The sequence below is a fragment of the Streptomyces javensis genome (genome assembly GCF_039525925.1).
GTDB lineage: Bacteria > Actinomycetota > Actinomycetes > Streptomycetales > Streptomycetaceae > Streptomyces > Streptomyces asiaticus.
The window spans coordinates 1-506 of sequence record NZ_BAAAIF010000304.1; the positions used below are offsets into that span (position 1 = coordinate 1).

1 protein-coding gene is annotated in these 506 nt (G+C 73.1%); it reads left to right on the plus strand.

Annotated features, from left to right (window positions below; translation table 11 throughout):
- The coding region (locus ABD329_RS48085) for an SDR family NAD(P)-dependent oxidoreductase (protein WP_344318342.1) at window positions 1–506 on the plus strand (506 nt) is incomplete at both ends.

Sequence of the window (506 nt, forward strand, 5' to 3'; positions counted from 1 at the left end):
CGTTCGGACCGGCTGGCGGGTGTGGTGCAGTCGCAGGTGTGGGGTCTGGGTCGGGTGGTGGGGTTGGAGCACTCGGCGGTGTGGGGTGGTCTGGTGGATCTGCCCGAGGTGTTGGATGAGCGGGCCGTGGGTCGGTTGGTGGGTGTGCTGTCCGGTGGTGGGGACGGTGAGGACCAGGTCGCGGTGCGCGGTTCGGGGGTGTTCGTCCGGCGTCTGCTGAGGGCTGAGGCCGGGGCCGGAGTTGGTGAGGGCGCGGAGCGGTCGTGGCGGGTCGGTGGTTCGGTGCTGGTCACCGGTGGTACGGGTGCGCTGGGTGCGCGGATCGCGCGGTGGGTGGCGGGCCAGGGTGCCGAGCATCTGGTGCTGACCAGTCGTCGTGGCATCGAGGCGCCGGGGGCGGCCGAGCTGTGCGAGGAGCTGGAGGCGCTGGGTGCCCGGGTGACGGTGGCGGCCTGCGATGTGGCCGACCGGGAGCAACTGGCGGCGGTGCTGGACGCCGTGCCGGA